Consider the following 21,645-nt stretch of genomic DNA (forward strand, 5'->3'; position numbering starts at 1 on the left):
TCGAGAATTTGGTGTCAGGGATGCGCCGCGCGCGCCAGCACACCAAGTCCCTGCGCCGGCGTGCAAAACTCGCTGCGCAACACGACGTCATCACAACGCAACAAGACGAAACCCGCCGCGTCAAGTTCCTGCGCAAGGTAGAGACGGCCGTGGCTGTACCGGCCGCTCGGGTTGAGACGGTAGTTGCCGTGCGACGTGCCTGCCTCCGTGCTCGCCTCCACGGTGAAGGCAAAGGTACCGCCAGTCCGTAGCGCCTGTCCGGTAGCCGCGAATAGAGTTGCCAGGTCGCCGAAATATATCAGCGTATCGGCCATGACGATAAGGTCGAAGGCGTTTTTCCTGCCCAGCAAGTAGGCGGTCAATTCCGCTTCGACCAGATTGCCATAGCAATTGCATTCTCTTGCCTTGGACAACATGCCTGGAGAAAGATCAACGCCGGTGAGATGCGAAGCCGAAGCATAAGGCGCCAGCACCGGCGCGCACAATCCGGTGCCGCAGCCGCCGTCGAGAACATCCAGTGTCCCGTCAGCCGGGACGAATCCATCGAGCAGGCCGGCGATAATTTCAGGACCGCGGTACGACAGACTGCCGACAAGTTTTTCGTCGAAGGTTTCCGCCATGCGGTCGAATTGGTCGACCACAAAACGGTCGGGCGCCCTGGCCGGGACATTCTCACCCGTGCATGCGGCGAGCTGATGCCGGGCGCTCTCGTTTTCCGGCTCGGCCCGAAGCCACGCACGAAAGCACTCAGCAGCGTCGGCGATGCGTCCGAGGCGGTAGTAGGCGATCCCCAGCATTTTTGGCAATTTGCCCGCGAGCGGCGGAAGGATGAAAGCCTGGCAGTAGAGCATCGATGATTCCTCCTCGCGCCCGGTTTCCGCAAGCAGGTTCGCGAGGTTATTGAGTGCCGGTACGAATTTGGCGTCGCATTGCAGCGCCTGCCGAAACGCGCTTTCCGCGCCGGTCAAGTCATGCTGACGGTGCAGAAGTGAACCGAGATTGTTCCAGACGTTGGCGTCGTCACCATTTAACGCAATCGACATGCGGAAAGCTTCCGCGGCATTGATGGCGTCGCCGCTTTGCACAAGGATATTGCCAAGGTCGTTGTATCGGAAAGCACTGCCCGCATCCGCTTCGAGTGCACGCAGGATCAGCGCGAGGCCTTCGGGCGTGTCGCCGCGCTGGTGCCGCAGCACGCCGAGAAAATGCAGTGCGTCGATATGTCGAGGCTGGTCGGCAAGAATTCCGCGGTAAGCGCTTTCCGCCTCCGCAAGCAAGCCTGCCGCATGCTGCGCGATGGCCGATTTGATTCGATCGCGCGCGTTCACAATTTGCTTTCCGGACTCGCCGCCGTCAGCAATGGATGCTGAACGCGTCTCGCAAAGAAACACGGAATTCAACGCAGCTCGACCCGGTCGGTGTCGCGAATCGACAGCAATAGCGCGCGGTTCACGTCTGCGGCCGTCAGTCCCAGCACATTGGTGCAAGCGCGAATTGCCTCGGCGTCGTCGCCTTCGATGGCTTCCGTCAACCTGAGCATTGCGCCATATGGTTCACCGTGATTGCGCAATGTATCTGAGACGGCCTCCGGAAGATACAACCTGTCCAGCAGTTCGCCCAGCGGCTGTGCAAAAATCAGGTCCAATAGTGAAAACAGCCCGGTCATGAAAGGTTCGTCACGGTTGATATCGTCAAACAGCAACATGCCGATGCGTTCCATGAAAAATCCGCGGCGCAAGCTGAGGTTCATCAGCGGCAGCTGGTTCGGATCCTCACTCGATGCCAGCAACAGTACCGCCAGCCAGCGGGTAAGCCGCTTGTAGCCGAGAAGCATCACCGCATGCTGAAATGACTGGACCTGCGTCGACAGGCCATTCGCCGCCGAGTTGATCGTGCGCAGTAATTTGAACGCGAGTCCGGCGTCCTGCTTAAGGAGGTCTTCGAGTTCGCTGATATCGGCATCGTTTTGCGCAAGTTGCAGCAAGCGAAGCACGATTGCGCGGTTGTCGGAACGGTGTTTCTTGCCCAGTGTCGCGGTTAATTGTAAAGGCCAGCCGGCCACCCAGTCGATGCCCTGCGCAAACACCATTGCGGCATCGGCATGCGTGCGCAAACCCGTTCGCACCTTGGCTTTGCCGGCGGTTGGAATGTGGGCGGTTCCCGACGCGTTTGGCGACACCGTGAAACGGAGGGTTTTTAGCAGTGCCGGATCCAGTTGCCGCTCGGTTTCAGCATTCAGACACCAGAGCGGATAGTTGCCGCCGGAAAGCATGTCGCGGGCGGCGGGAAGCGTCAGCCATTCGCCACGAAACTCCGGAAGCGTATTGGCCGGAGGTTGCCATGTCCCCAGTGAAAATGGCAGGCAGTCATCGGCAAAGGCGACGATCAGTGGATAAGTTGCATCGGCGTTAACCTCCGACACCAGTGCGAGGGTTTCGCGTACATCGTTTTCGTCAACCGAACGGTTATCGATGACGATCCGCATGCCGCCATATTGATGCTTGGCATTGATGAGGGGATACGCATGCAACACAGCACGCGGTTGATTGGGTGTCATGGCCGGACGCGTTGTTTGATATTGGCCATTGTGTCGCCGACCGCGAAAATTGAAACGCGGGATAAGCGCGGGAAGGGCGGTTCATTTCGGCGATTTGGGGAAGGTTCGCGGATGGACTGCGATCATTTTCCCGCTATATGAAAATTAAAACACAAGCACTGGTGCGGTCTCCATGGCATTTATCCTCCGGAGGCCGCGCCAGTGCTTGTGTTTCGCGAGTAAATTGGAGATGCAGCTTAAGAATCGGCGCCGTCGACGCTGATCAATCCCTGGCGGACCGCATAGAGCACCAGGCCGGCAATGTCGTGAATATCGAGGCGTTCCATCAAGGCGGCGCGGTGCGTCTCCACGGTTTTCACACTCACATTCAGCTGGAAGGCAATTTCCTTCGTGCTCTTGCCCTCGGCGATCATTTGCAGAATCTCGCGCTGGCGCGCGGTCAGTGCCTCGATCGACGATTCATCCTGATTTGTCTGGCCGCGCAGAAAGCCGGAGATGACGTGCCTGGAAATTCGCGGTGACAGATAAAGTTCGCCGCGAAGGATCGCGGCAATCGCCATTTTCAGGTCCAGCGGCGCCGAATCCTTGACCAGGTAGCCGGACGCGCCGGCCTTGAGCGCGCGGCGCACGAAATCCTCGGTCGTATGCATGGACAGGATCAGCACCCGCGTCGACGGAACCTCCACCATGATCTGCGCGGTGGCCTCGATCCCATTCAGCTCTTTCATGGAGATATCCATGATCACCAGATCGGGCACATGCTGTTTCGCGAGCGCGACCGCGTCACGGCCATTGCTGGCCTCGGCGACGATTTCGGTGTCGCCGAGTTCCTCGACGAGCGCGCGAATCCCCGCCAATACCAACGCATGATCATCGGCAAGCACAACTCGAATCAAACTCATGGCGCCCTCATGGCTCCCTCATCCTCATGGCTCCCCGGTCGGATGGTATTCGCCGTTGCCTCCAGCGATGGCATTATCAACGCTTTCGAGCAAGAACGTCACCTGTATTGTCGTGCCTTCGCCAGGGACCGTGCGAACCTTGAAGCGGCCGCCGGCGAGTTGTGCGCGTTCTTCCATGCTGATCAGGCCCAAACTTCCCGCCCGGATTGCCCGCCGGCGTTCCGTCGCCATGTCGAAACCCACACCGTTGTCGCTGATGACCAACTTGAGAAGTTGGTCGCGCATTTCGAGCCGGAATCGAATCTGCGTGGCTTTTGCGTGGCGGGTGGCATTGTTGAGGGCTTCCTGTGCGATGCGGTAACAGACGCTTTCGAGGTCGGCTGGCAGTCGCTCCGCAAGTCCGGCGACCTGGCACTGGATATCTATGCCGGTGGCGCTGCGCTGGTGATCGACCAGCCATTCGAGCGCGTCCGCGAGTCCAAGCTGATCGAGTTGCGGTGGACGCAGTTCGCGCGAAAGCTGGCGCAGGCTGTTGAGCGTCGTATCCGCGGTGTTCAGACATTCGGCGATCAAGCTTGTGTGCTCGCCATTGGCGCGCTGCGCGAGGCGATGCAACCCGATCTTGAGCGCGGTCAGCGATTGCCCGATATCGTCGTGAAGTTCACGCGAGATGCGCCGCCGTTCTTCCTCCTGAATACTGAGAACCCGCATCGACACGGCTTGCAGACGGGTGTTGGCTGCGCTCAAGGCAAGATGCGCAAGCATCCGGTCCGTAACATCTTCATGCGATATGACGGCGCCGTCCGTGCTGTCTTCCAGGGGGAATGCGCGGGCGACAAAATGACGCGTGCCGCCATCCATGTCCAGTGCGTATTCCATCGAGGTAAAACTCGCCTCGCGATCAATCACGCCGCGCAGGGCTTCCTCACTTTGTTCCGCAAGTCCATCTCCGCGGTCCGCGGCTTCGCGCAACAGATCAAAGTAATTGGTTCCCACCGTCGCGGATGCGTGGCGCGACTGATCGCCGCCAACACCAAAGGATTCCCACGTCTTGTTGGTCGCGACAATGACGCCATGCCCGTCAAGCACGGCAATTCGCGTGTTCAATGAATTGAGGATTCCGCGCTTCATTGCTTCGCTGGTGCGTAGCGCGTTTTCGGCACGAACCCTTTCGGTTCGTGAAATGCGGCGTTCGATGGCGGCTTCGATCGCCTTCGGCAAGCGCCCCAACCGGCTTTTTGACAGGTAGTCACTGGCGCCATTCTGCATCGCCATGACCGCCTCATCTTCGTCGATGTGGTGCGACACCACAATAAACGGGATATCAAGGTGCCGTTCATTGAGAATTTGCAGCGCCCGGTTAGCACTGAAGCGCGGCAAGTGATAGTCGCAAAGGACCACGTCCGGCAGCCATTCGGCGAGCGCGCTGTCGTAATCAGGTTCCGTTTCAACGCGTATCGCAGTGAAATCGAACGGCGCATCGCGCAACGAATATTGCAGCAGTTCGGCATCGTCGGCGGAATCCTCGACCATCAGCAGGCGATAGCGGCGACTCATGGGATCAAGCGCGCCGCGACGGTACGGCCAATCGGATTGCTTCGGGGATCCTGGAGGATTTGCGGTGGACAATGCCGATTCATGATGTTGGGTATTATATTGCGGTACGAGTCGGCGGGGAAAGGTACCGGTGCCAGTGTCCAGATACAGGTACCCGGATCTTGAATTGTCGCCGGTATGCGTTGCGAAATCGGCGCCGCAGGCCGGCGCCGGAATTGAAGTCTCGTTCACCCAAGCCGCCGCCGGGTGGACCGGCAAGGGCCGGAAATAGGGGATTCCCCCATGTGTTGCCGGGCACGCTCGACATAAAATGGATCGGACCGCCGTGAAACTGTCTGCTATCCGCGTCAAGCCGGCAACAAGTTTGAATGCCACGCATCCGGGTCGCCGGTACTTCATTTCCTCCGGCGGCCCGGCGATACGGGGCGCGCACCGGGCAGCTGTGGGCAACGTGGCGGAAAATGCCCAGACAAAATCACCGGCATCAATCACGACATTGCGGAGCGAAACATGACTGAGGGCAAGCAGACAAATGCGCCGCTGGTTGCCGGCGAGGAACACTTCCGCCAACTATTCGAGAGTAACCCCATGCCGCTATGGGTTCACGATCTGGATACCTTGCGGTTTCTGGAGGTCAACGATGTTGCCTGCGCATCCTACGGCTACTCCCGGCAGGAATTCCTGGCCATGAGCATCCGCGATATCCGCCCGCCTGAGGATCACGCGCAACTCGAACAAACCATTTTGCGAGATGGCCCGGCAAACCAGCGGTCAGGCCCCTGGCGCCATCTGCGCAAGAATGGCTCGGCGATAATGGTCGAAATAAACAGTCAGGATGTGCTGATGCATGGCCGCCGCGTGCGTATTGTCTGCCCGATCGATGTGACCGAGAAGATCTACGCGCAGGAAGAAATCCGACGCATGAACCTGGTGCTCGAGCGCAAGGTCGAGATGCGCACCAGGGAGCTTTCAGGATCGCTGGCCTTGCAGCAAAGTCTGTTCGACAACGTTCCCGAAATCGTCTGGCTGGCAAATCTGGATGGCCTGTTTACCTTCGTCAATCGGACATGGTCCGAAAAAATAGGCACTGCCGCCAATGACTGGAAGGACCACGGCTGGGCGGAAAAGCTGCACCCGGAGGACCTTGATCGCGTGACGCAGGAGTGGCGTGATGCGGTCGCGGCAAAAGACAGTTTCGAGACGGCGTATCGCATTTTGCACCGCGATGGCGGATATCACGATTACCAGGTTACTGCGCGAAAAGTGGTTGGGCCGGGAGCCGACCCCATTTGCTGGGTAGGCATTTGTGGCGACGTGACCGAAAGCCGCCGCCGTGAGGATGCGTTGCGCTACGCCAACCAGGAACTTGAAGCATTTTCCTCCTCGGTATCGCATGATTTGCGTGCCCCATTGCGCACCATCGCCGGTTTCAGCGAGCGCCTTGAACTCGAATCGGCCGACCGGCTGGATGAGCAGAATCGCCGCTATCTCGAGCGCATCCGGACGGGGGCCGCGAATATGAATGAACTGATCGATGATTTGCTGAGCCTTGCGCGGGTGACGCGGGGCGGTGTGTCGATGGGAAAAGTCGATCTTAGCGAGCTTGCACGACTGGTCTTTAAAGAATTGCGACAGCAACAACCCGACCATCCCGCAGAAATCGTCATCCAGGAAAATATGACCGCCATCGGCGATGCCCACCTGTTGCGCGTGGTGTTGGTCAACCTGATCGGCAATGCCCTGAAGTTTTCCGGCAAACGGGATGTCAGTCGTATCGAGGTCGGCGAAATCGTGCAACCCGGTGATACGTCAATGTTTTTCGTGCGAGATAACGGCGCGGGCTTCGACCCCGCGTATGCGGGCAAGATGTTCGGTATTTTTCAGCGGCTGCACAGCGTGAAAGAGTTTCCCGGCACGGGCATCGGGCTGGCGACCGTGCAACGCATTGTTCACCGGCATGGCGGGCACGTGAGCGCGGAAGGCGCGGTCGACCAGGGGGCAAAGTTCTGCTTTTCGTTGCGGCGGGAGTGAGGAAGCCAGTTCCGCCGTTTGTTGGCACTCGTATTCCGCGGCTCAGGGATTTCGCGGGTGTGTTGCGGGTTTTTCCCGATGGCGATCACTTTCCCGCGCCGCGACAATGACTCTCATCAACATGGTGAGGAGCCGTTGGTTTCCGCTGGCACGTCAAGTCGACGCAAACTGAAGCCGATGCATGATCATGAAACAGGATATCCGTGATCCCGCCGCGGGCAAGGAGACTTACCCTGTCCCATTGAATGAGCTTTCGCGCATCCAGGCGCTGGCAGAACTGGACGTGTTCGACACCGTTACCGATGAGGCGTTCGAGGCATTGGTCAGGCTGGCCGCACGCGTTTGCGAAACACCATACGCCATGATTTCCCTTGTGGACCGCGACCGGCAGTGGTCGATCACGCGTCTTGGCCTTGCATTGCAGGAAACGCCGCGCAGTACGGCTTTTTGCACCCATGCCATTCTCGGTCGCGAACTGTTCGTGGTTGACGACGCCCACGCTGATCGGCGATTTGCGAACAATCCGCTGGTCACCGGCGATGCCGGCATCCGGTTCTATGCCGGTATGCCGTTGGTGATTTCGGGTGGATTGGCTCTCGGCACTTTGTCTGTCATGGATCGCGTGCCCCGCCGGTTCGATTCCCGGCAAATCGAATCCCTGCGGGATTTCGCAGGCATTGCCGGCACGCTGTTGAAAAACCGCAAGTCCGCGGCTGAGTTCGTGCAATCAGGGTTGAAGCTGGATGATGTTTTCGAGGAAATCATTGTCCTTTGTCCGGATTCACGGCGCATCGAATATGCGAACGAAGGCGCGTTGACGAATCTGGGTTATCGGCTGGATGAACTGCAGCGACTGACGCTTGATTGCATTGGTCCTGAATACCCAATGGACAAACTCGAGGCGCTGGGCAAAAACGCGCTATTGGGAGATCGTTCGCCGGTGATCTTTGAGGCCGTGCAAAGCCGCAAGGACGGCAGTACCTATCCGGTCGAAGTGCGCGCCACCATGTCTTCCAGCCCGGTTTCGTCGAGGATCATACTGCTCGCCAATGACATCTTCACCCGTAAATGGGGTGAAGCAACATTGCGCAGGCGAGACAGCATCGGTCATGACTGGCCAGATCCGTCCAACCGGCAAAGTGTTGATTCAAGCCTGAAAGGCGCAATGCAGCGCGTGCGCCGCCATGGCGGCTCGCTCGCGCTGGTCATGCTCGAAATCGGCGGACTGACGGATATCCGGCATACGCACGGGCAGCAGGTGGCTGACCTGGCCATGGCGGATGTTGCACGCCGACTGATCATCGGTACGGCGACAAAAGATCTGGTCATGCATCTGGGCGGCGATGAATTTGCCATCCTCATCGAGGAGGTGACAGATGCAACCGTTGTCCCTGGACTGGCCGCCGGCATTCGTCGAAGCCTGCGGCGTTCCTTTGTTTCGGGGAAGAGCGAAATTGCACTATCGACAAGCATTGGCGCGGTGTATTTCGCCGGCGGCAATGAAGATGCCGCGGCGTTGCTGAGCCGCGCGGCGGCGGCGGTCAATATTGGCTTTCAGGACGGCACCCATGAGCATGTGATGCCACTTTCAGGCCAGGGACCATCCAGGAGGTCGGTTGACGGATGTAGCCGATAACAGCGCAATTTTTCGTGGCGTTGTGTGGTGTGGTGTGTTGTGTGGTGTTGTAACGTAAAAGTGTAATCGCGGCTATTCAAATTGCTTCTTGAATTTCGCCAATTCTTCCGTCAGCCAAGTGACTTCCTCCCGCAGTGACGCGACGTCTGCTTCAAGATGTGTGACACGATCACCCGCAGTGCCTTCAACCGTCGACGCGCCTCCAATATTCATGCGTGCGGCGATCTCCTGCCGCTCCACCGCGACTTCTCCCGATAGCAGATGTGCCCAGCGCGATTCCTTGGTGCCTGGCGCACGCGGCAGTTGCATCACCAATGGCGGCTCGTTGGCGGCGAGGTCGAGCAACGAGCGCTCGACGCTTTCAACCGAGGCAAACGGATACATGCGCGCCGTGCGCCCACGTAGTTCGCCGCAGGTTTGCGGACCACGCAGCATTAGCAAGGTGAGTATGGCGAGTTTCGAATCATCGAGAGAAAACACTTCGCGCATCATGTGCTGATACTTCGCCACCCGGCTGCCCGCCGGATAGTAGGTTTGCGCGACATGATTATCCTGAAGCCGCTTCAGGCATGCTTCGATGGTCTCCTCTCCCAGGCTCATGACCGGGTCGCGATTGCTCAACTGATTGCATGCGTTGACGATCGCATTGAGTGACAGCGGATAGATGTCCGGCGTGAGGAATTGTTTTTCCGCGAGTACGCCCAACACGCGGGCTTCAAACTGGGAGAGATTGAATTCGATCATCTGGCGAGCCGGTTAATTTGAGCAAATGCAGGCACTGCGTTTTCATGCTCATTATGTCACCGCGCATTGAAACTTGCGGCATGTACGAAGTAATTCCCCGAGCGCCAATACTTCCACTCATCGTCTTGTTGGCGGAGTGCTAAAGTTCATGCTCCCAAGTTTTCATGCTCCCAAGTTCACGCCCCCAAGTTTTTGCCCCCCAGTTCGCGCTCCTCCACACAGGCCACACAAACGCCAATGAAAATCGTTTTCTATTCACCTGGAAAAAATCCGCAGCCATGGCAGGATTGCCTCGCCGATCGCATGCCGGCAGCCGAACTGTGGGCGTGGACGCCTGAATGCGCCAATCGCCAGGCCGACTATGCCGTCGTGTGGGCGCCGCCACTGGAGTTGTTCGAAACCCAAACCAAATTGAAAGCGGTATTTGTCCTGGGTGCGGGCGCGGATCGCATCACAATGCGACCGGAGGTTTCGCGCCTTCTCAACGGCACTGCCATCGTCAGGCTGAACGACGCGGGGATGGCGGTGCAAATGGCGGAGTATGTGTGTCACGCGCTGTTTCGTCATGCACGAGAGTTTGCCGTTTATGCTGCGCAGCAGAGCCAACAAGAATGGAAAACACGGCCCGAAATCGATCGCGCTGAATGGCCGGTAGGTGTAATGGGACTGGGCGCCATGGGTGAGCGCGTTGCGCGATCCGTTGCATCGTTTGAATATCCGACTTTCGGGTGGTCGCGCACGTCAAAGACGTTGCCTGGCGTGACCACATTTTACGGGCAGGAAAGCCTTGATGAATTCCTTTCCGGCGTGCGGGTGCTGGTCTGCGTGTTGCCGTTGACGTTAGCGACCAGAGGCATTCTCAATGCCCGCACGCTTGGGAGACTGAAATCGCCGGGCTATCTGATTAATGTCGCGCGTGGCGCGCACCTCGTGGAAACAGATCTTCTCGCCCTGCTGGATGGCGGAAAACTGGCCGGGGCGACGCTTGATGTGTTTGGCGAAGAGCCGCTGCCCGTCACTCACCCATTCTGGATGCATCCGAGAATCGATCTCACACCGCATATTTCGGCTATCACGCTACGTGAGGAAAGCATCCGGCAAATCGCCGAAAAAATTCATGCCCTGGAACAAGGGAAACCCATTGAGGGCGTCGTCTCGATGGATCGAGGATATTGAAAGGCCTCGAGGCGCGGTGTCCCCTTCGGTGTCCCCATTGCACTACGCGCTGAAGATTGGGCCTCCCGCGACGCTGTCCGCGGTCCGGTAAAGTGAGCCATTTTGCGTGGCGAGGAATTTGTCGAAGGGAATTTCTTCCTGCTTGATGAAGCCGTGTTCCGGTAGCGAACCTGCGGCCACCATCTCAACGACCGCGCATATGCTCGCCGCGGTCGTCCACGAGATCGCCCGCCAGCTGCGGCCTTCAAGCTGCATGGCGGGATAAGCGCGAACGTACTCGTCGCGTGACAGCCGACCGTCTTTCTGTCCTTCGACCGCGGCGTGCACAAATACGACATCTTCGTCGACCGCAGGCAATGCATTTTTCAGCAGTTTGCTGGCCACTTCGCGATCATTGCGTAGATAAAGCTCGTTCAAAAGGAATTTCATCAATTCGCAGTGGCCGGGATAGCGCATGGTTTTATAGTTGAGCTCCTGCACTTTGCCAAAATACGTTTCGCACATGGTGCCCAGCCCGCCCGATGTGGTGAATGCCTCCAGCACCAGCCCGTGGACCAGAATGATTTCCAGGCCCTCAAGCGCTGGCACCATTTGCGGGTGGCCATTGCGGATGACTTCGCAATCGTTTATGTATTCATTGATCACGCCCTCGGGAGACCAATTGAGCGCATAGCCGAGCTTGCCGCGCGGATGTTGGGGAAGGGCGCCGACGCGCAACTCGATCGAACGCAGCACATCGAAATGACTCGCAAGATCCGCACCGAGAATACCGATGAACCCCGGCGCCAGCCCGCATTGCGGGGCCATCACACTTTTTGCGGTACGGGCCATTTCCAGAATGGCTTTGGTGGTGGGCACATCCTCGGTCAGATCGAAATAGTGCATGGCCGACGCATGTGCGATGCGCGCAATCTCGACGTTCAAGTGAAACGGCAGGCAGGAAATCACGGCGTCCTGCCCGGCCAGGACGGTTTTAAGCGCGGCCGGATTTGACATGTCCTGGGTTCGCGCATCGAACGGCAGGCCGGCAGGCGGATTGGCGTCGATGCCGGTGACCAGAAATCCCGAACGCGTTAAGAGAGTACCGACCAGGCTCCCCACCTTGCCAAGCCCGAGCACCGCGACATTTTTCAGTTTTGCAGCCATCTTTTTTCCTGGAAGTGTTGTTGCCGGCCGGTTTTCAGGCGACTCGCGCAGAGGGGTGAATTATATGCCGCGACGCATCGCGATCTCGGCAAGCGAGGGAAATGGGGTAAGCTTTTGCGGTGCATAATCGCTGCCCTATCGCTAGCCCATCGCTACCCCATCGCTACCCAATTGCTGACCGGTGAGTAACGCTTCCTTTCATCCTGATGTGCTCGTCATCGGGCTCGGTGCGATGGGTAGCGCCACGCTATTCCGGCTGGCTCGACTCGGTATCGACGTAGTGGGCATCGATCAGTATTCACCGCCGCACGCGCACGGTTCCACGCACGGAGAAACCCGCATCACGCGCGAGGCGGTTGGCGAGGGCGCGTCCTTTGTGCCGTTGGTGATGCGTTCTCATGTGCTATGGCGCGAGATCGAGCGCGAGACCGGACGGCACCTGTTTCGGCAGTGCGGCGGATTGGTACTTGCGCGCGCGGGCGGGCAAAGCCGCATGCACGGACAGATGGATTTTCTGGGCAACACGATCAAACTGGCAGCGCAATTCGGCATTGCCCATGAATTGCTGGATGCAGGTGCGATGCAGTCGCGTTACCCGCAACTCCTGCTCACGGGAGACGAGTCGGGCTACTTCGAGCCAGGCGCCGGATACCTGTTGCCCGAGGCCTGTGTCACCGCGCAACTTGAACTGGCACGTGCCGCCGGCGCGCGCATCCGGTTTGGCGAACAGGTGCGCACGATCAGGACTGAAGGTGGCCGTGCCATCGTCGAAACCGACCAGGCAACGTACTCGCCGGGCATTACCATTGTCTGCGTGGGGCCGTGGATGCCGCAGTTGATGGCGGGCAAACCGTCGCGAAATTTGGTGGTGCGGCGTCAGGTGTTGCACTGGTTTGATTCAGTGAATCTCCGCGACTACGCCCCGGAGAGGTTTCCCATCTTTATCTGGCATTGGGGTAGCGCCGACACCGATGTCTTCTACGGTTTTCCCGATGTGGGTGGCGGCGTGAAAGTGGCGACGGAGCAGATTATCGTGCACACCACGCCGCAGACCGTTGTACGCGAGGTCGATCCTTCCGAGAGCGAATCGATGTTTAGTGTCCACGTCTCGGGGCGATTACGCGGCATGAAGCCCGGCGCCGTCAAAGCCGCCACCTGTCTTTACACCAATTCGCCGGATGCCAATTTCCTGATTGACCGTTTGCCGGATTGCCCCGGTGTCATTGTCGTATCGGCCTGTTCGGGACACGGCTTTAAACACTCTGCCGCCATCGGCGAAGCGGTCGCGGAAATGGCAATGACCAATTCGACGCCAGCAATCCTGAAAGCATTTTCAGCATGACGATGACCTACGAAGCCTATCTGGACGAAGTCACCACTCTCATCACCGAGAAGTACGACCTCGATGATGAAGATGCGATACGCTTGGTCATGCGCGCGCAAGCGGCCGACTATTTCTGTGAACACGACGACCATCCCGCGCTGCGGACGCTAGATCGCGCCCATGAAGACGCGAGAATGCTGTTCAAAATGCGAGACCAGTTTCCAGGGGAGTGATTGTTGGGAATGATTTCCTGACCGCAGCCCGGAGCCGGCAAGAACTTCCGGGGACGTCACGCGCGGCAAGTCTCGCGAAGTCTGCTCTGTGTCTGTCGAACGCTAACCCCGCAGATTCCTGTCGAAAAACTCAACCGTGCGTTTCCACGCAAGTTTCGCGGCGGCCGCGTCGAAGCGCGGCGTCGTATCGTTCAGGAAGCCATGCTGCGTCCCTGGATACTTGAACATTTCGTACTTCACTCCGGCGGCCTTGAGCACCGATTCGTAGGCGGGCCAGCCGGCGTTGATGCGCTCATCATTCTCTGCGTAATGAATCAGCAGCGGCGCCTTGATTTTTGCCGCATCCTCGGTCGAAGGCTGGCCGCCATAAAAGGGTACCGCGCAGCCCAGGTCGGCGATGCGCGTCGCGAGGATGTTGGCCAAGCTGCCGCCCCAGCAGAAGCCGACCGCACCAACTTTGCCGGCGCATTCGGGCAGTGCTTTCAGGTAGGCCGCGGCGGCGACGAAATCGTTGCGCGTCTTTGTCTGCTCTAGTTTGGCGAACAATTCGCGCGCCTTGTCTTCGTCGCCCGGATAGCCGCCGAGCGGAAACAGCGCATCGGGCGCGAAGGCGATGAAATTCTCCAGCGCCATCCGCCGCGCCACATCTTCAGTGTGCGGATTCAGGCCGCGATTCTCGTGCACCACCAGCACACCCGGCAGCTTACCGGGCGCCTTGGCCGGCATCACCAGGTAGCCGCGCATCTTGCCGTAGCCGTCGGGAGAGGCGTATTCGACGTAGCGGGCCTTGATGCGCACATCATCGGTCTTGATCTGCTGCGCCTCGGCGAATTTCGGGTTCAGCATATCCAGCAACATCGTCGCCGTCACGCCACCCACTGCGTAACGCGTTGCGCCATTCAGGAAACCCCGCCTGTCTATCAGGCCGTGCACATATTGGTCAAACAGCTTCAGCACTTCAGGGGCGAAATCATTTGCAGTCATGCGTTGCATGGAATCCTCCGAATTGTGGGTGATGAATCGGTCGGCGATGTCGGGGCAACATAGCGCGAAGGGGGCAAACCGGCAAGTATTGATGACTTTGCGGTCGGGTCGGCGTCATGGATTGTCTATGGTTTCTTGCGCTGGCTTGAGATGCATTCGGTCAGAAACTGGTTTCGATCAAACGCCTGTCCCCTTGCCGTTGCTTGCGCATCCTTTGCATCAACTTGTGAAAAACATGGCAGACGCGCGATTTCGCTATCGGTCATGGTGGCGCCCGATGGCGCAAGCGTAGCGCCAGGCATGGCAGTCGGCATGGAAATATTTCCGATGCGGTCAAGGTTGATCCAGAGCCGTGTGCCCTGTCTCCAGCGCACATCATCGGAGACGACTGAAAACAGAATCCATCCGTCCGCGCCGATTTCCATCACGCGCGCGGTGATTTCACCGCCGCCCAGCGACATTCGATGAATCGAACCGGGCTTGACTCCGAATTGCTCAAGCGGCGCGGCAAGCGCGGGAAAAACGGACGCCGCCAACAGCATCGATGCAAAGATGTTCTTTTTCATGGGGCCTCCACTGAGCAGGGACGAAAATGATATCAAACATCGTTGCGATCGCGGATGTTGGTTTTCGCGCGGTTCAAACAGGTCCGCTAACCAAGGTAAAAAGTTCGCGTTGCGGCGTTGCGCGGGGAAAGGAAACAGGTGATTCCATTTCCGCGTAATTGCGGCGGATCGAAATCGCGAAACCCCTTTGCCAGCGTGCCTTTCCGGGCAAAAGTGCGCCAAACACCGCGCCAGTACTTGAGTTTTGCTCCTGGAGCACGAAAAAAGAGCTGACCGACCGTCCGCGCGCGGTACAATGGCGCCGGGAGTCTATTTGTTTTCCGCCCCCGCTCTCTAAGTTAGTGTTTCACAGGCGAGCAACCGTGGCATCGCAATTGTTTTTCATGCAAATGCGATCGGCCCCGCCGCCCCCTCCCTCAGAGCTCCCCGGGCACTTTTGTATTAAGGCTGTTGAGATGTCATTTGCTTCGTTGAATCTAATACCCGAATTGCTTCGTGCGGTCGCCGAAGAAGGCTATACCGAGGCCACGCCGATCCAGGCACAAGCCATTCCTGAAATCCTCGCGGGTCGCGACATCATGGGTTGCGCGCAGACCGGCACCGGCAAGACGGCGGGTTTTACGCTACCGTTGCTGCAGTTACTGGCGCCACACGCCAGCACCAGCACTTCGCCCGCGCGCCATCCGGTGCGCGCACTGGTGCTCGTACCAACGCGTGAACTGGCCGCACAGGTCGAAGAATCTGTCCGCACGTACGGCAAATATGTGCCGCTTCGAATCGCCGTTGTCTACGGTGGCATCGATATCAAACCGCAATTGAAGGCGCTGCATGTCGGCGTCGAAATTGTCGTTGCCACGCCGGGGCGACTGCTTGATCACCTTGAGCAGAAAAGCATCAATCTTTCGCAGGTGCAGATCCTCGTGCTCGACGAAGCCGACCGCATGCTCGACATGGGCTTTCTGCCGGATCTGAAACGCATATTGAGCGTGCTGCCCCCGCAGCGCCAGAACCTGATGTTCTCCGCAACTTTTTCGGAAGACATCAAGCGACTCGCCAACCAGATCATGCGCAATCCAACGCTGATCGAAGTCGCGCGCCGCAATGCGCCGTCTGAATTGGTGACGCATTCGGCTTATGAAATTCCCGCCGGCCACAAGCATGCGTTGCTGGCCCACCTGATCCGTACGCGCGACATGCAACAGGTGCTGATCTTCACTCGAAAGAAGATCGATGCCGATCGTCTTTCGCGCCAGTTGCAGCGCGATGGACTGCTCGCGACAGCCATTCATAGCGACCGATCGCAGGCTGAGCGCACCATTGCGCTGGATGATTTCAAGACCGGCAAATCGAAAATCCTCGTCGCCACCGAAGTCGCCGCGCGCGGACTCGATATCGACCAGTTGCCATTCGTGATCAATTACGAACTGCCGCATACGCCGGAAGATTATGTGCACCGCATCGGTCGCACCGGCCGCGCCGGCATGACCGGCGAAGCGATATCGCTGGTAAGCCCGGACGAGATGGAGTATCTCGTCAACATCGAAAAACTCCTGAAGCGGGCGATACCGCGTATCCCCGCGCCCGAATTGGGTGAGCAGAAACGTGTGGGCCGCAGCAGCAGTACGTCCGGCCGCCCGCGTTCGACCAGCACCACCACAGCGGAGCCGATCGACCGCGAAGAAGCGCGGCGTCAACGCACCATTCGCGAGGCGAAAGAATCCGGTCGCTCGCGCCCACGCGGCGAAGGCGGTGGACGCGGTGGACGGTCCGAGCGCGAGGTATCTTCCGCTTCCAGTGCGTCGACCAATCTTCCGCATTTCGATTTCAGCAAGCCCTATGAGTCAACGGGGAAAACCGTCCCTGCGGCACCCGACGCGGAATCGGCGTCAGGTCACAAGCGCAAGACCGCACGGCCCACCGGTGCGCTGCTCGGTGGCGCGCGACGCAAGACGGAGGAGTCGTCGTAGACCGTTGACAAGTCGCGCGTACGCTGCGGCTTGGGGGGGCAATCCGCGGTTGGCGATTCTTTCGCTAACACCGCAACGCGGCACCGGGTCGACAAATAGAGCTGCGATGACCAGCGAAGAGGCAGATTGACGCTGTCGCAACTGGTTACAGCTTCGCGCCCACGTCGGTGGGCCAGTTCGCGTAATGTAGCGCCTGAAGCAGACTTTCAGGAGCGATCAGCATGACAAAGAACAAGTTACCTTTTCTCGCGACATGGTTTTGCAGGCTGCAAACCTTTGTTGGAACGATCTCGGCATTCCTGATCCTTGCTTTGGGCAGCGCCGCCGCCCATGCGCAGTCCACGCAGGATCTCGTCGGCTTCTGGTGGAAGCCCACCGAGTCGGGTTGGGGCCTGACTATTCAGCAACAAGGCGCACGAACCTTCGGCGTCTGGTTCACGTACGATGCGCAGGGCGCGGCGATTTGGTACACGCTCGATTGCGCATTCTCGGGCAGCGTTTGCGCGGGCGATTTATACACCGGTACAGGCACGCCACTTTCACAAATCACCGGCAGCGCCAATCTCGTGGCTATCAAAGCCGGCACAGGCGCAACAACTGTAACAAGCCCCAACCGGCTGTCGCTTGCCTATACTATCGGCGCGGTTGCGCAGACCAAGACAAATCTTGAGCCGCAAAATTTTGCCCCGCCGACCAGATACCTGTATGTACGCTGCAGGCGCTAAGTGGCGCCAATCCTCGTGCCAGCCTGACCAATTACACCGATCACTGGTGGGGCGGACAGAATGCCTCTGGCTGGGGCGTGCAAATATCGCATCAGGGCAACCAGGTATTTGCCGGCTGGTACAGCTACAACCAGCAGGGCACCGCAACATGGCTGACGTTGCAGGGAACGCAGGACGCCAGCAATGCGCGGCGCTTCACCGGTTCGATCTACCAGGTCAATCCGGGCATTCCCTTTTCGACCATCAACGGCCCAGTCGCGCAATCATCCATTTCCAGCGTGGGCACTTTCGAATTCAATTTCAGCGATGGCGAACGCGGCGCGTTCATTTATTCGTTGCCCGCCTTCAGCATCGTCAATCGTTCACTCGCCATTGAACGGTTTGCAATCGCGGGTGGCGCGCTGAATGTATGCGCGGTCGCGAAAGCACCTGTTGTCTCGGCAACCGATGCCTCGCGTTTTCTGGCGCAGGCCACGTTTGGCCCGCGGATGAGCGATATCGACGCCGTCTCCGCATCCGGTTACGAAGCGTGGATCGACAGCCAGTTTGTCAAGCCCCAATCCTTTCATTTGCCGCCAGTGACGGCCTATCTCAATACCCTGCCCGCGGCTTCGCAACGCGGCCAGACGGCCTTCCAATGGAGTATCTGGAAGAACTTTGCGACTGGTGAAGATGCGCTGCGGCAGCGGGTGGCATTCGCGTTGTCGGAAATATTTGTCGTTTCCCTGAACAGCAGTATCGCGTTCAGCTATCCACGCGGCCCCGCGCAATACCTTGACCAGTTGGGCACGCATGCCTTCGGCAACTATCGCAACCTGATTGATGCGGTGACGTATTCGCCAATGATGGGGCTCTACCTTTCGCACCTGCGTAACCAGAAGGAAAATCCCGCCACCGGCGCCGTGCCCGACGAAAACTACGGGCGCGAAGTGATGCAGCTTTTCACCATCGGCTTGTATGAGCTTAACCAGGACGGCACGCAAAAACTCGACATTCGCGGCAAGCTAATCGAGACCTACGGCAACAGCGACGTCTCGTCCATGGGCAGGATTTTCACTGGCCTGAGCTGGGCGGGGCCGGATACCGCAAACAATCGCTTTAGTGGAGGTGGCAATCCGGTTGACCCCGACAAAGAAATCAAGCCGATGCAGGCCTACAACCAGTATCACTCGATTTCGCAAAAACAGTTTCTGGGCGTCACTATTCCCGCCACGACCGTTGCGGATGCAAACGGCGACATTCGCATTGCACTGGACCGGCTATTCAATCACCCGAATGTGGGCCCATTCATCGGCAAGCAATTAATCCAGCGGCTGGTGTCCAGCAATCCCTCGCCTGATTACGTTTCCCGCGTCGCGGGCGTGTTCAACAACAACGGCAGCGGCGTACGCGGCGACATGAAAGCGGTCATCAAGGCCATCCTGCTCGATCCGGAAGCGCGTGCGGCGCCGGTTGGCACCGGCACACGCGGCAAGGTGCGCGAACCGGCCGTGCGTCTGGTGCACTGGATGCGTTCGTTCAATGCGCGCTCGACGGACGGGCGATTCCTCTACGGTACATCCTCGGACCCCGCCACCCAGCTTGGTCAATCGCCGATGTATGCGCCGTCGGTGTTCAACTTCTTTCGGCCCGGCTATATCCCGCCAAATAGTCGCGTTGGTGCGGCGGGTTTATTAGCGCCAGAGATGCAGATCACCAACGAGACGTCCATGGCGGGGTATTTGAATTACATGCGCGGTGTCGTCAACGCCGGCATCGGCACGCGCGGCACCAATAATGCGCTGGACATTCAGGCCGACTATTCGGCGGAACTTGCGCTGGCAAATAATCCCGACCTGCTGGTCGATCGCGTGAACCTGCTGCTGGTGGGCGGGAATTTGTCTAGCGCGACACGTACGCTGATTCGCAACGGCATTGCCTCGGTCAATATCGGCACCGCCAATCCCAATGCCGATTTACGCAATCGCGTCAACCTCGCCATCTTCATGACCATGGCGACGCCCGAATATCTTTTCCAGCAGTGATGGAGGTACGGATGAAAAATATCAATCAATCCCGCCGCGCGTTCCTGCGCACCGCGAGTAGTCTTTCCGTTGCCGGTTCTGCCGCGCCGTTTGCGCTCAACCTCGCCACGATTGGCGCGGCCGCCGCGCAAACCGCTGGCGACTACCGCGCGCTGGTGTGCCTGTTCATGTACGGTGCAAACGATCACAACAACACGGTGATTGCCTACGACACGGCAAATTTCAACGCCTACACCAGCGCGCGCGCGGGCCTCACCCGCACCCTCGCGGATCTGCTGCCGCTGACGCCATCGACACCGCTCACCGGCAGCAACGCAGGCCGACAGTTTGCGTTGCCGAAGGAACTCGCCCCGCTGAAGACCGTCTGGGATAGCGGCAAGCTCGCCATCATGGCCAATGTCGGCCCGTTGATCGTGCCAACCACCAAGGCGCAGTACACCAATCTCTCGGTGCCGCTGCCGCCCAAGCTGTTTTCGCATAACGACCAGCAATCGCTCTGGCAGGCGAGCGCACCGGAAGGTGCCCGGGTGGGCTGGGGAGGTCGTATTGGCGATTTGATGATTTCGCAAAATGCCAACAGTATTTTTACCTGCAACTCCATCAGCGGCAGCGCGGTGTTTCTGGCCGGACAGGCGTCGGTGTCATATCAGCTTGGCACGTCCGGTTCGACCGCGATTTCCGGCATCACCGGCAGCTTGTTCGGTTCATCATCCGCCAGCGGGACACTGACCACACTCGTGACCAGCGGCGGCAACAACGTATTTACGCAGGATCTCGCGGAAACCACACAGCGATCCATCGATGCCAACGCCAAGCTGTCGGCAGCGCTGGTTACCGCGCCCGATTTTCCGTTGCCGGCGGAATTGGCCACCAGCAGTGTCGGTGCGCAACTGCGCGTGGTGGCGCGCATGATTGCCGCGCGTAACCAGCTAGGGGCGAAGCGGCAGGTATTTTTTGTCTCGCTTGGCGGCTTTGACACGCATGACGATCAGCTCACCACTCAACCCGCGCTACATACGCAGGTCGGTAACGCACTGTCCTACTTCTATAACACCACCGTCGCGATGGGCATTTCCGATCAGGTGACGGCGTTCACCGGCTCGGACTTCGGCCGCACGCTGACCAGCAATGGTGATGGATCCGACCATGGCTGGGGATCTCATCATTTTGTCGTGGGCGGCGCCGTGAAAGGGCAGCGTTACTACGGCACATTCCCGATCATGGGCCTGAACAACAACGACGAAGTTGGCTCCGGGCGCTTGCTACCGACCACCTCGGTGGAACAATTCGCGGCGACCCTGGCGAAATGGTTCGGTGTCAGTAGCACCGATATGAGCCTGGTATTGCCGAATATCGGCAATTTTGCGACCCCAGACGTCGGGTTCATGGCCTGACCGGTAACCATTGATTTTTCCGCTACCCATCAATACGCGTGCATAATCGCGTTCATTTTGTGAGGAGAGCACTATGTCGGGCGGAAAATTTCATGTACACGGTCCCCACGATCACGCGGTAGAGCACGAGGCCGCGCATGGCGGCGATCACGGAGACACCAAGTCAGGTGGTCACAGTCTGGCCCAGTGGGTGGCTATTTTTACGGCTATCCTTGCGACCATTGGCGCCATCGTCAGCTATCAGGGTGGTCATACGCAGAACGAGGCGCTGCTTCACAAGAACGACGCCGTGCTGAAGAAAACCGAAGGCGCCAATCAATGGTCCTACTATCAAGCCAAGGGGACGAAGCAGAATCTGGCGGAATTGTCGGAGGCTTTGGCAACAGACCCTGAAAAAAAAGCCAAGTACGCGGCAGAAGTGGCGCGTTACAAAGGTGAGAAAGAAGAAATAAAGAAAGCGGCTGAATCATTTGACAAGCAGTCACTGGCTGCGGACGAAGCATCCACGCATGCGTTAAGTCCGCACAACAAACTGGCTCAGGCGATGACCCTCATTCAGATCGCGATTTCGCTCGCGTCGATTTGCGTGTTGACGCGTCGGCGCTGGATGCTGGGGCTGGCCGGTGTAGCGGGAGCAGCTGGGCTGGTTTTCTGGGTGATGGCGTTTACCGTGACCGGT

18 protein-coding genes are annotated in these 21,645 nt (G+C 58.7%); 10 read left to right on the top strand and 8 right to left on the bottom strand.

What is annotated here, in order from left to right; translation table 11 throughout:
- Window positions 1-14 precede the first annotated feature (14 nt).
- The 4 genes from IPP88_21290 to IPP88_21305 all read right to left on the bottom strand — a co-directional run bounded on the left by IPP88_21290 (window position 15) and on the right by IPP88_21305 (window position 5,016).
- The gene (locus IPP88_21290) at window positions 15-1,328 is read right to left on the bottom strand and encodes a tetratricopeptide repeat protein (protein ID MBL0125127.1); all 1,314 of its coding nucleotides are present in this window, start codon (window positions 1,326-1,328) and stop codon (window positions 15-17) included.
- Window positions 1,329-1,396: 68 nt separating this feature from the next.
- Window positions 1,397-2,557 carry an HDOD domain-containing protein gene (locus IPP88_21295; protein ID MBL0125128.1) on the bottom strand — a complete coding sequence of 387 codons (1,161 nt, stop codon included), beginning with the start codon at window positions 2,555-2,557 and terminating at the stop codon, window positions 1,397-1,399.
- Between the two features lie 236 nt (window positions 2,558-2,793).
- Complete coding sequence (locus IPP88_21300; protein MBL0125129.1) at window positions 2,794-3,459, bottom strand: response regulator transcription factor; 666 nt, start codon at window positions 3,457-3,459, stop codon at window positions 2,794-2,796.
- A 24-nt stretch (window positions 3,460-3,483) separates the two neighbouring features.
- Entirely contained in the window at window positions 3,484-5,016 is a 1,533-nt protein-coding gene (locus IPP88_21305; GenBank protein MBL0125130.1) for a response regulator, read from the bottom strand.
- A gap of 510 nt (window positions 5,017-5,526) precedes the next feature.
- On the opposite strand from IPP88_21305, the gene IPP88_21310 reads away from it, so the two are divergent.
- On the top strand, window positions 5,527-7,047 hold the full coding sequence (locus tag IPP88_21310) for a PAS domain S-box protein (GenBank protein MBL0125131.1): 1,521 nt from the start codon (window positions 5,527-5,529) through the stop codon (window positions 7,045-7,047).
- Window positions 7,048-7,228: 181 nt separating this feature from the next.
- Window positions 7,229-8,683: a diguanylate cyclase gene (locus IPP88_21315; protein MBL0125132.1), complete on the top strand. Its 1,455-nt coding sequence runs from the start codon at window positions 7,229-7,231 to the stop codon at window positions 8,681-8,683.
- A gap of 72 nt (window positions 8,684-8,755) precedes the next feature.
- Here the strand turns inward: IPP88_21315 and IPP88_21320 are convergent, their stop codons facing one another.
- Complete coding sequence (locus tag IPP88_21320) at window positions 8,756-9,427, bottom strand: YceH family protein (protein ID MBL0125133.1); 672 nt, start codon at window positions 9,425-9,427, stop codon at window positions 8,756-8,758.
- A 237-nt stretch (window positions 9,428-9,664) separates the two neighbouring features.
- On the opposite strand from IPP88_21320, the gene IPP88_21325 reads away from it, so the two are divergent.
- Complete coding sequence (locus IPP88_21325; GenBank protein ID MBL0125134.1) at window positions 9,665-10,603, top strand: glyoxylate/hydroxypyruvate reductase A; 939 nt, start codon at window positions 9,665-9,667, stop codon at window positions 10,601-10,603.
- A gap of 42 nt (window positions 10,604-10,645) precedes the next feature.
- On the opposite strand, the gene IPP88_21330 is transcribed toward IPP88_21325, so the two are convergent.
- On the bottom strand, window positions 10,646-11,749 hold the full coding sequence (locus IPP88_21330) for a saccharopine dehydrogenase NADP-binding domain-containing protein (protein ID MBL0125135.1): 1,104 nt from the start codon (window positions 11,747-11,749) through the stop codon (window positions 10,646-10,648).
- A 232-nt stretch (window positions 11,750-11,981) separates the two neighbouring features.
- Between IPP88_21330 and solA the strand changes: the two genes are divergently transcribed.
- On the top strand, window positions 11,982-13,091 hold the full coding sequence (gene solA / locus IPP88_21335; protein ID MBL0125136.1) for an N-methyl-L-tryptophan oxidase: 1,110 nt from the start codon (window positions 11,982-11,984) through the stop codon (window positions 13,089-13,091).
- 2 nt (window positions 13,092-13,093) lie between these two features.
- Window positions 13,094-13,306, top strand: coding sequence for a hypothetical protein (locus IPP88_21340; protein MBL0125137.1), 213 nt, complete (start codon window positions 13,094-13,096; stop codon window positions 13,304-13,306).
- Between the two features lie 102 nt (window positions 13,307-13,408).
- Here IPP88_21340 and IPP88_21345 read toward each other — a convergent pair whose 3' ends face one another.
- Both IPP88_21345 and IPP88_21350 read right to left on the bottom strand, forming a co-directional pair.
- A complete protein-coding gene (locus IPP88_21345; protein ID MBL0125138.1) occupies window positions 13,409-14,299 on the bottom strand; it encodes a dienelactone hydrolase family protein in 891 nt (296 codons plus the stop codon).
- Window positions 14,300-14,415: 116 nt separating this feature from the next.
- A complete protein-coding gene (locus IPP88_21350) occupies window positions 14,416-14,856 on the bottom strand; it encodes a hypothetical protein (GenBank protein MBL0125139.1) in 441 nt (146 codons plus the stop codon).
- A gap of 455 nt (window positions 14,857-15,311) precedes the next feature.
- Here IPP88_21350 and IPP88_21355 point away from each other — a divergent pair, with 455 nt between their 5' ends.
- From IPP88_21355 to IPP88_21375, 5 genes are all read left to right on the top strand, one after another.
- On the top strand, window positions 15,312-16,823 hold the full coding sequence (locus IPP88_21355) for a DEAD/DEAH box helicase (protein ID MBL0125140.1): 1,512 nt from the start codon (window positions 15,312-15,314) through the stop codon (window positions 16,821-16,823).
- Window positions 16,824-17,044: 221 nt separating this feature from the next.
- Window positions 17,045-17,548: a hypothetical protein gene (locus tag IPP88_21360; GenBank protein ID MBL0125141.1), complete on the top strand. Its 504-nt coding sequence runs from the start codon at window positions 17,045-17,047 to the stop codon at window positions 17,546-17,548.
- Between the two features lie 488 nt (window positions 17,549-18,036).
- Window positions 18,037-19,572, top strand: coding sequence for a DUF1800 domain-containing protein (locus IPP88_21365; protein MBL0125142.1), 1,536 nt, complete (start codon window positions 18,037-18,039; stop codon window positions 19,570-19,572).
- The gene (locus IPP88_21370; protein ID MBL0125143.1) at window positions 19,572-20,966 is read left to right on the top strand and encodes a DUF1501 domain-containing protein; all 1,395 of its coding nucleotides are present in this window, start codon (window positions 19,572-19,574) and stop codon (window positions 20,964-20,966) included. Before IPP88_21365 ends, IPP88_21370 begins: the two co-directional genes overlap by 1 nt.
- A gap of 73 nt (window positions 20,967-21,039) precedes the next feature.
- Window positions 21,040-21,645: DUF4337 domain-containing protein (locus tag IPP88_21375; GenBank protein MBL0125144.1), on the top strand; the 606-nt coding region annotated here is incomplete at its 3' end.

Source organism: Betaproteobacteria bacterium (assembly GCA_016720925.1).
Taxonomy (GTDB): domain Bacteria; phylum Pseudomonadota; class Gammaproteobacteria; order Burkholderiales; family Usitatibacteraceae; genus UKL13-2.

Bases quoted from the DNA above. Each gene is read 5' to 3' on its own strand.
- IPP88_21295 (MBL0125128.1), bottom strand. From the start codon at position 2,557: ATGACACCCAATCAACCGCGTGCTGTGTTGCATGCGTATCCCCTCATC.
- IPP88_21300 (MBL0125129.1), bottom strand. From the start codon at position 3,459: ATGAGTTTGATTCGAGTTGTGCTTGCCGATGATCATGCGTTGGTATTG.
- IPP88_21305 (MBL0125130.1), bottom strand. From the start codon at position 5,016: ATGAGTCGCCGCTATCGCCTGCTGATGGTCGAGGATTCCGCCGACGAT.
- IPP88_21310 (MBL0125131.1), top strand. From the start codon at position 5,527: ATGACTGAGGGCAAGCAGACAAATGCGCCGCTGGTTGCCGGCGAGGAA.
- IPP88_21315 (MBL0125132.1), top strand. From the start codon at position 7,229: ATGATCATGAAACAGGATATCCGTGATCCCGCCGCGGGCAAGGAGACT.
- IPP88_21320 (MBL0125133.1), bottom strand. From the start codon at position 9,427: ATGATCGAATTCAATCTCTCCCAGTTTGAAGCCCGCGTGTTGGGCGTA.
- IPP88_21325 (MBL0125134.1), top strand. From the start codon at position 9,665: ATGAAAATCGTTTTCTATTCACCTGGAAAAAATCCGCAGCCATGGCAG.
- IPP88_21330 (MBL0125135.1), bottom strand. From the start codon at position 11,749: ATGGCTGCAAAACTGAAAAATGTCGCGGTGCTCGGGCTTGGCAAGGTG.
- solA (MBL0125136.1), top strand. From the start codon at position 11,982: ATGGGTAGCGCCACGCTATTCCGGCTGGCTCGACTCGGTATCGACGTA.
- IPP88_21340 (MBL0125137.1), top strand. From the start codon at position 13,094: ATGACCTACGAAGCCTATCTGGACGAAGTCACCACTCTCATCACCGAG.
- IPP88_21345 (MBL0125138.1), bottom strand. From the start codon at position 14,299: ATGCAACGCATGACTGCAAATGATTTCGCCCCTGAAGTGCTGAAGCTG.
- IPP88_21350 (MBL0125139.1), bottom strand. From the start codon at position 14,856: ATGAAAAAGAACATCTTTGCATCGATGCTGTTGGCGGCGTCCGTTTTT.
- IPP88_21355 (MBL0125140.1), top strand. From the start codon at position 15,312: ATGTCATTTGCTTCGTTGAATCTAATACCCGAATTGCTTCGTGCGGTC.
- IPP88_21360 (MBL0125141.1), top strand. From the start codon at position 17,045: ATGACAAAGAACAAGTTACCTTTTCTCGCGACATGGTTTTGCAGGCTG.
- IPP88_21365 (MBL0125142.1), top strand. From the start codon at position 18,037: ATGAGCGATATCGACGCCGTCTCCGCATCCGGTTACGAAGCGTGGATC.
- IPP88_21370 (MBL0125143.1), top strand. From the start codon at position 19,572: ATGGAGGTACGGATGAAAAATATCAATCAATCCCGCCGCGCGTTCCTG.